Source organism: Curtobacterium sp. B18 (assembly GCF_000333375.1).
GTDB lineage: Bacteria > Actinomycetota > Actinomycetes > Actinomycetales > Microbacteriaceae > Curtobacterium.
The window spans coordinates 1-7,234 of record NZ_BACZ01000593.1; the positions used below are offsets into that span (position 1 = coordinate 1).

The following is a 7,234-nucleotide window of genomic DNA, read 5'->3' on the forward strand; positions in this document are numbered from 1 at the left end:
AGACCACCCGCCGTGACGCCCTCGAGCGCGAGGTCACCGAAGGCCGCGCCGCGTGGCACCGCGAGCGGGACGAGCAGCTCGCGGCGCACACGATCGAGCTCGAGACCGGCCGCGCCGACCTCGCTGCCGAGGTGGACCGCCGTCGCGCCGACCTCGACACCGAGCTCGGCGACCGCCGTCGCGTCCACGACGAGGAACTCGCCGCGGCCCGGGCCGAGTGGGACCGCGAACTCGCGTCCGCCCGCACCGCCCTCGAACAGGAGATCGAGGCCTCACGCGCCCAGCTCCGCGTCGACGAGGAGCAGACCCGCGCCGAGAACGCCCGCCTCGTGCAGGAGACCGCTGACCGCATCGCCCGCGAACTCGACGAGCACGCGGCCCGCATCGAGCGTGAGCGCGCCGAGGCCGAGGCGACCGCGGAGCGCGCCGCCCGCGAGCACGAGAACGAACTCGCCGCCCGCCGCGAACGCGAGCACGCCGAGGTCGACACCGAGATCGCCGACCGCCGCACCGCCGAGCTCGACGCGCTCGAGGCCGAGCGCACGGCACTCCGGCAGGAGATCGACACCGCCCGAGCCGACCTCGTCCGGGAGCGCGACGAGGTCCGTGCCGAGATCGCCCGCGAACGCGACGAGGCTCGCACGACCCTCGAGTCCGAGCTCACCGCCCGTCGCGACGACGCCGAGCAGGACTACCTGCAGAAGCACCACGACACCGTCACCGAGACGCAGAAGTACCTCGACGAGGCCAACCTGCAGCTCGCCGAGGCGACGCGTCGGGCGACCGAGGCCCGTGAGCGTGCCGAACGCCTCCAGCAGGAGGCCGACGACCTCGAGCGCTCCAGCACGTCGGACGCGCAGGAGCACGCGCGGACGATCGTCGCCGACGCACAGGACCGCGTCCACCAGATGATCGCGGACGCCGAGGAGCGCACGGCCGGCATCATCGCCGAGTCCGAGGACCGTCTCGCGGCGATCCGGACCGAGCGCGACGCGGTGGCCGGCTACCTCGAGAACCTGCGCGGCGTGCTCACGCACGCGACCGGCCTGCTCGGCACGGCGCCGTCGGCCGACGGCGCGACGCCGGCCGAGATCGTCGTCGAGCCCGACGACGAGACGGTGCGCGACGACGAGACCGTCACCGACGACGAGGACGCGACCGCCCGCTGAACGCGACCGGTCCAGGAGGCGCGGGTCGCTCCTCCTGGACGGGCTCCCGTCGTCGACGCGCGGCGTCCAGGGCCGTGCAGCGCGGCGCTCGGTCGGTGAGCGGTGCGGTGCGGCGCTCAGTCGGTGGGGGTCGCTCAGTCGGTGACGTGCGTCGGCAGCGGGGCGCTGCCCGGCACGACGAGGTCCGCGACGGCGTCGAGCACGATCCGGACGTACTTCTCACCCACCCAGAGGTGCTTGGCACCGTCGACCGGCACGACGCGGACGTTCGGCGCGACGGCGAACCGGCGCTCCGCCTGGTCCGGCCGGAGGAAGTCGTCGTGCTCCGGCACGAGCGCGACGACGGGGACGGTGACGTCCGCCCAGCGGGCCAGTTCCTCGTCGGTCGTCCGGTGCAGGGGCGGCGAGAGCAGGACGACCCCGGCGACCCGGCCGGCCTCGACGTGCTCCAGCGCGTGCTTGAGGATCACCTCGGTGCCGAAGGACCACCCCACGAGCCACGGCGTCGGCAGCCCCCGGTCGACGACTTCGGTGACGGCCGCGCGCAGGTCGAAGCCCTCGGAGACACCGTCGCCGAACACGCCCTCGGACGTCCCGCGCGGCGAGGTCACCGACCGGAAGTTGAAGCGGAGCACCGCGATGTCCGCGAGTGCCGGCAGCCGCGCCGCCGCCTTCTTCAGCACGTGCGAGTCCATGAACCCGTGCGCGGTGGGCAGCGGGTGCAGGGTCACGATCGTGCCGCGCGCAGTGTGCTCCAGCGGCTCCGCCAGCTCGCCGACGAGCGTGAGGTGGTCGTCGGTGACGAGTTCGACGTCCGTGCGTCGTGCCGGCAGCTCGGTGTTCGAACGGATCTCGGTGCTCATGCGATGCTCCCGCAGTGGTTGTGCCAGTGACGGCGCGACGCGAGGTCGGCCTCGTCGCCGAGGACCCCGTCGGGACGCCAGAACAAGACGTGCGCCACACCCGGCAGCACCGCACCGCCACACCCCGGGCAGACGTACTCCTTCTGCGCCGACGCGGCCGAGACCGGCTGCACGAGGTACTCGCGACCCCGACGCACCTCGGTGCGCTTCCACGAGCTCATCATCCGGTCGAGACCGGTGGGCTCGTCGTCGTGCTCAGGCCCGCGCCCCCGTGGGCGTCGCGGCCGGTTGCTCCGCGGCACCTGCGTTCAGCCGATCAGTACCAGTTGTTCGCGACGCTGTGGCCCCACGCACCGCACGGCGTGCCGTAGACGCCGGAGATGTAGTTGAGACCCCAGGTGATCTGCGTCGCCGGGTTGGTCTGCCAGTCGGCGCCGGCCGAGGCCATCTTGCTGCCGGGGAGCGCCTGCGGGATGCCGTAGGCACCGCTCGGGTTGTAGGCGTTGACGCGCCAGCCCGATTCCTTGTTCCACAGCGACACGAGGCAGTTGTACTGGTCGGTCCCCCAGCCACGGGCGGCCACCATCTGCTGCGCGATGGCCTGGGCGCTGCCCGGGTCCGGCGTCGCAGCGGTCGCTGCGAGCGTGTTCTCGGCGCTCACCGAGGCGGTGGAGTCGGTGGCGGTGTCGGACTCGGTGGTGTCCGTCTCGGTCTTCGGCTTCTCGACGACCTTGGGCTTCGGCAGGGTGACGCCGTACCCGTCGCGGGAGACGTCGAACGCGGCGTAGGTGCCGTGGGCGGTGAACTCCTGCGGCGCCGCCGGTGCCTTGACCAGCACCGGTGCGGACACGGCTGCCTGCGCCACGTCGGGCTGGAGCGGGTTGAACAGCGAGCCGACGACGATGCCGGACACCGCGAAGAAGGACAGCACCGGCACGGTCGCACGCTTGCGCATGAACGTGTTCACGCTCTGCGGCGACGACGGCTTCGTCGAGGCGGCCACGGCGCGGGCACGGCGCTGCGTGACGATGCGCGGGTCGGCCGGCGTGGCGGGCACGGCACGCACGGCCGAGGCCTGGGCGTCGGTGGTGTCCGACACGCGGTTCGCTGCGACCGACTTGGGGGCGACGACCGGAGTGGTCGGCACCGATGCCGTGACCACCGTCGGGTTCGCCGGGAGGACCGAGTTCTCCGCCGTGCGGGTTCGGTTCAGTGCCGCGCGGCGCTCACCGGCGGCCGTGAGGCCGAGGTGCTCGCGGGTATCGCGGTCGGAGCTGATGTCTGCCGTGTGCCTGCCCATGAGTTCGACCAGGATAACGGAACGATCACGGAAAGCGAAGCACCCGCGGTCAGCGCGTCGTCAGCGGACAGCGAGCATGACCTCGACGACGGCGTCGAGCAGGGCGTCGACCTGGGCTTCGCGGTAGCCACCGTGCTTCGGGCGGAAGACGATCGAACGCACCTCGGTCAGGCTGAGCGGCTTGCCGTCGCGGAAGTAGCCCTCGAGCCGCGTCGCGAACGCGTCGACGTCCTTCGGGTGGTACCCGGTGCCGAGGAAGCTCACCCGACCGAACCGCTGGCCGTCCGGACGCTCCAACCGGGCGACGACGTCGGAGGCCTTCGACCGCGCCTCGGCGTACCAGGCCTTCTGCCCGATCTCCGCGATCTCCCGCTCGCGCTCGCGGGCTGCGAAGGCGTCCTCGAGGCGCTCGAGCGCCGCGTCGACGTGCGCGGTCGAGTAGCCGCCCTTGCGCATCGAGAAGGCCGTCGCGCGGATCTTCGCTGCCTCGATCGCCGGAGCGGTGTCGTTGGCCGTGTAGGCCCGACGGGCGTCCTCGAGGAAACGCTCGACCTCGTCGACGTCGTATCCGAGGGCGGAGCGGTCTGCGTTCGGGAAGGTGGTGGCCACGGCGACATTCTGCCAGGACCGGACCATGGTGTGTCCTGGACGCGCTGGGCGCCGGAGCCGAGACCGTTCAGTGGTTGACGACGAGGTACAGCACGTAGGCGACGGCGGCCGACGGCAGGATGCTGTCGATCCGGTCGAGGAGCCCGCCGTGACCCGGCAGGAACGACGAGATGTCCTTGATGCCGAGGTCGCGCTTGATCATCGACTCGGTGAGGTCGCCGAGCGTGGCGGACCCGGAGATGAGCACGCCGAGGACGACGCCCGTCCACCACGGCAGACCGAGCATGAGCCACGAGACGATGATGCCGACGACGATGCTCGCCGCGACCGACCCGGCGAAGCCCTCCCACGTCTTCTTCGGGCTGATCCGGGGCGCCATCGGGTGCTTGCCGAGGTTGAGCCCGGTGGCGTAGGCACCGGTGTCCACCGCGACCACGACGAGGATGAACGCGATCACCCAGAACTGGCCCTCGGGTTGGGCGGCCAGCAGGACGACGCACGCGCCGAGCAGGGTGATGTACGCCTGCACGAACAACCCGTTCGTGAGGTCGCGTGTGACGTTGCCGGCGGAGGGCTTGTCCCGCGAGACGACGACCTCGACGAGGCGCCACAGGATGATGAGGACGATCCCGCCGAGCAGCGTGAACAGCGCCGGGATCTGACCACCGAGGAACGCCGCCGGGACGACCGCCACGCTGACGAGCACGCTCGGGATGCGCGGGACGTCGCGTCCGGCGAAGCGCATGGCGCTGGCGAGCTCGTACACGCCGACGCCGAGCAGGAACGCCGCGACGACCATGAACGACGGCTTCCAGATGAGCAACGACCCGAGCATCACGACCGCGAAGGCGAGGGCGATCCCGATCGCGGCCGGGAGGTTCCGCCCGGTCCGCGCCGTCAGGGCCTCGTTGCGGACGCCGAAGTCGGCCTTCCGCTGCCGGAGCTGCGCCTCGAAGTCGGTGCGCGCAGCGCGTGCGCGCGCATCGAAGTCCTGACGCAGCCCCTTGGCGGAACGCTTCTCTGCTGTGGGGCGGTCACCGCCCTGGTCCGGACGACGCATCAGACCTCGAGGAGTTCGGCTTCCTTCTTCTTCAGCGAGTCGTCGATCTGGTCGACGTGCTTCTTGGTCAGGGCCTCGAGGTCCTTGTCGCCACGGGAGATCTCGTCGTCCGAGATCTCGCCCTTCAGCGCGTCGAGGTCGTCCTTGGCCTTGCGGCGGATGTTGCGGATGACGACCTTGTGGTCCTCGCCCTTGCCGCGCACGAGCTTCACGAACTCCTTGCGGCGGTCCTGGGTGAGCTCCGGGATGGTGACTCGGACGATGTCCCCGTCGTTGGTCGGGCTCGCACCGAGGTTCGGGAACGTCGCGATGGCGCGCTCGATCTCCTTGAGTGCGGACTTGTCGTACGGCGTCACGATGAGCGTGCGCGCCTCGGGCGTCTGCAGGGACGCCAGCTGCGCGAGCGGCGTCGGCGTGCCGTAGTAGTCGACCGGGATCTTCTGGAAGAGCGCCGCGTTGATGCGGCCGGTGCGGACGGTCGAGAAGTCGTCCTTGGCGACCTCGACCGCCTTCGCCATCTTCTCGGTGGCTTCGGTCAGGACATCACTGATCACGGTGTTACTCCTTCGGTACTGGCGTCGAGTCTAGTCAGCGGACGGGGTCAGTTGCTGACCACCGTGCCGATGCGCTCGCCCCGGATGGCCGCTGCGACGTTGCCGTCGCCCTCCATGCCGAAGACGTGCATCGGCATGCCGTTGTCCATGCAGAGCGAGAACGCGGTCGCGTCGACGACCTTGAGCCCCTTGAGGAGAGCGTCCTGGTAGGTGACGTGGTGGAGCTTCTCGGCCGTGGCGTCCTTCTTCGGGTCGGCCGTGTAGACGCCGTCGACGCCGTTCTTGGCGACGAGGACCTCCTGCGCGTCGATCTCGAGGGCACGCTGGGCCGCGACCGTGTCGGTCGAGAAGTACGGGAGCCCCGCGCCGGCACCGAAGATCACGATGCGTCCCTTCTCGAGGTGGCGCTCGGCCCGCCGCGGGATGTACGGCTCGGCAACCTGGGTCATGCTGATCGCCGACTGCACGCGCGTGGCGGCACCGGCCTGCTCGAGGAAGTCCTGCAGCGCCAGCGCGTTCATGACCGTCCCGAGCATGCCCATGTAGTCGGCGCGCCCGCGGTCCATGCCGCGCTGGGAGAGCTCCGCGCCGCGGAAGAAGTTGCCGCCGCCGACGACGATCGCGACCTCGACGTCCTGCGCGGCGACCGCGATCTCCTTCGCGATCGTGCTGATGACGTCCGGGTTCACGCCGAGCGAACCGGCACCGAACGCCTCCCCCGACAGCTTCAGCAGGACCCGGCGGCGGCCGGTCTTCTCGTTCGTCATGTGGTCGCACCCTTCGTCGAATGTCTCGTGGGAATCTACCCGGCCGCAGCCGGTCCGGCGGGGGCAGGTCGTGCCTCCCGACGGGGTCCGCGCGTGTCGGCGCGCGAAAACGGGGCCCGGAACCTGGTGGTTCCGAGCCCCGTCACGGGTTCGTTACGCGCCGACCTTGACGCGGGCGAAGCCCTGGATCGTGATGCCGGCGTTCTCGGCGGCCTTCGCGACGGAGATCTTGTTGTCCTTCGCGTAGTCCTGGTCGAGGAGCGACACCTGCTTGATGTAGGCGTTGACGCGACCCTCGACGATCTTCGGGAGGGCGGCCTCGGGCTTGCCCTCTTCGCGCGTGATCGCCTCGACGGTGGCGCGCTCCTTCTCGATGGCCTCGGCCGGGACGTCCGCACGCGTGAGGTACGAGGGGTTCGCGAACGCGACGTGCTGCGCGATGGAACGGGCCTCGGCCGCGTCGGAGCCCGAGTAGGCGATGACGACGGCGATCTGCGGGGGCAGGTCCTGGCTGGTCTTGTGCAGGTAGACCTCGAACGCGTCGCCCTCGACACGGGTGACCGTGCGGAGCGCGAGCTTCTCGCCCAGTGCGGCGGCAGCCTCGTCGATCGCCTCGGCGACCGTCTTGCCGTCGAGCGGCGCGGCGTTCCCGGCCTCGACGTCGGCGGCACCGGCGGCGGCGACCGCGGCGACGACCTTGTCGGCGAGCGTGGTGAACTTCTCGTTCTTCGCGACGAAGTCGGTCTCGCTCGCGAGCTCGACGACGGTCGCGGCGCCACCGTCGGTGGACGCGACGACGACACCCTCGGACGTCGCACGGTCGTCGCGCTTGGCGACGGCCTTCGCGCCCTTGATGCGGAGGAGCTCGACGGCCTTGTCGTAGTCGCCGTCGGCCTCGACGAGCGCGTTCTT

8 protein-coding genes and 1 pseudogene are annotated in these 7,234 nt (G+C 70.9%); 1 reads left to right on the forward strand and 8 read right to left on the reverse strand.

The features are described from left to right. Nucleotides 1–1,169: pseudogene (locus tag I5E_RS25675) on the forward strand (hypothetical protein); the annotation flags it as partial. A 134-nt stretch (nt 1,170–1,303) separates the two neighbouring features. On the opposite strand, the gene I5E_RS16080 reads toward I5E_RS25675, so the two are convergent. The 8 genes from I5E_RS16080 to tsf form a co-directional block, all read right to left on the reverse strand. Then, on the reverse strand, nt 1,304–2,032 hold the full coding sequence (locus I5E_RS16080) for an alpha/beta hydrolase (protein ID WP_022907884.1): 729 nt from the start codon (nt 2,030–2,032) through the stop codon (nt 1,304–1,306). Continuing rightward, nucleotides 2,029–2,334: a hypothetical protein gene (locus I5E_RS16085; protein ID WP_022907885.1), complete on the reverse strand. Its 306-nt coding sequence runs from the start codon at nt 2,332–2,334 to the stop codon at nt 2,029–2,031. Before I5E_RS16085 ends, I5E_RS16080 begins: the two co-directional genes overlap by 4 nt. A gap of 14 nt (nt 2,335–2,348) precedes the next feature. After that, complete coding sequence (locus I5E_RS26565; RefSeq protein ID WP_022907886.1) at nt 2,349–3,332, reverse strand: transglycosylase SLT domain-containing protein; 984 nt, start codon at nt 3,330–3,332, stop codon at nt 2,349–2,351. 60 nt (nt 3,333–3,392) lie between these two features. Further along, nucleotides 3,393–3,941, reverse strand: coding sequence for a DivIVA domain-containing protein (locus tag I5E_RS16095; RefSeq protein ID WP_042723970.1), 549 nt, complete (start codon nt 3,939–3,941; stop codon nt 3,393–3,395). Between the two features lie 67 nt (nt 3,942–4,008). After that, on the reverse strand, nt 4,009–5,001 hold the full coding sequence (locus I5E_RS16100) for a phosphatidate cytidylyltransferase (RefSeq protein ID WP_022907888.1): 993 nt from the start codon (nt 4,999–5,001) through the stop codon (nt 4,009–4,011). Further along, complete coding sequence (gene frr / locus I5E_RS16105; RefSeq protein ID WP_022907889.1) at nt 5,001–5,555, reverse strand: ribosome recycling factor; 555 nt, start codon at nt 5,553–5,555, stop codon at nt 5,001–5,003. The genes I5E_RS16100 and frr overlap by 1 nt, the downstream gene beginning before the upstream one ends. Before the next feature lie 47 nt (nt 5,556–5,602). Beyond that, the gene (pyrH, locus tag I5E_RS16110; RefSeq protein WP_022907890.1) at nt 5,603–6,322 is read right to left on the reverse strand and encodes a UMP kinase; all 720 of its coding nucleotides are present in this window, start codon (nt 6,320–6,322) and stop codon (nt 5,603–5,605) included. Between the two features lie 153 nt (nt 6,323–6,475). Beyond that, nucleotides 6,476–7,234, reverse strand: a 759-nt coding sequence (gene tsf, locus I5E_RS16115; RefSeq protein ID WP_022907891.1) for a translation elongation factor Ts, incomplete at its 5' end; no start/stop codon positions are given.

What these genes read in the sequence shown, in the direction of transcription:
- I5E_RS16080 (WP_022907884.1), bottom strand. Translation starts at nt 2,032, where the DNA reads ATGAGCACCGAGATCCGTTCGAACACCGAGCTGCCGGCACGACGCACG.
- I5E_RS26565 (WP_022907886.1), bottom strand. Translation starts at nt 3,332, where the DNA reads ATGGGCAGGCACACGGCAGACATCAGCTCCGACCGCGATACCCGCGAG.
- I5E_RS16100 (WP_022907888.1), bottom strand. Translation starts at nt 5,001, where the DNA reads ATGCGTCGTCCGGACCAGGGCGGTGACCGCCCCACAGCAGAGAAGCGT.
- pyrH (WP_022907890.1), bottom strand. Translation starts at nt 6,322, where the DNA reads ATGACGAACGAGAAGACCGGCCGCCGCCGGGTCCTGCTGAAGCTGTCG.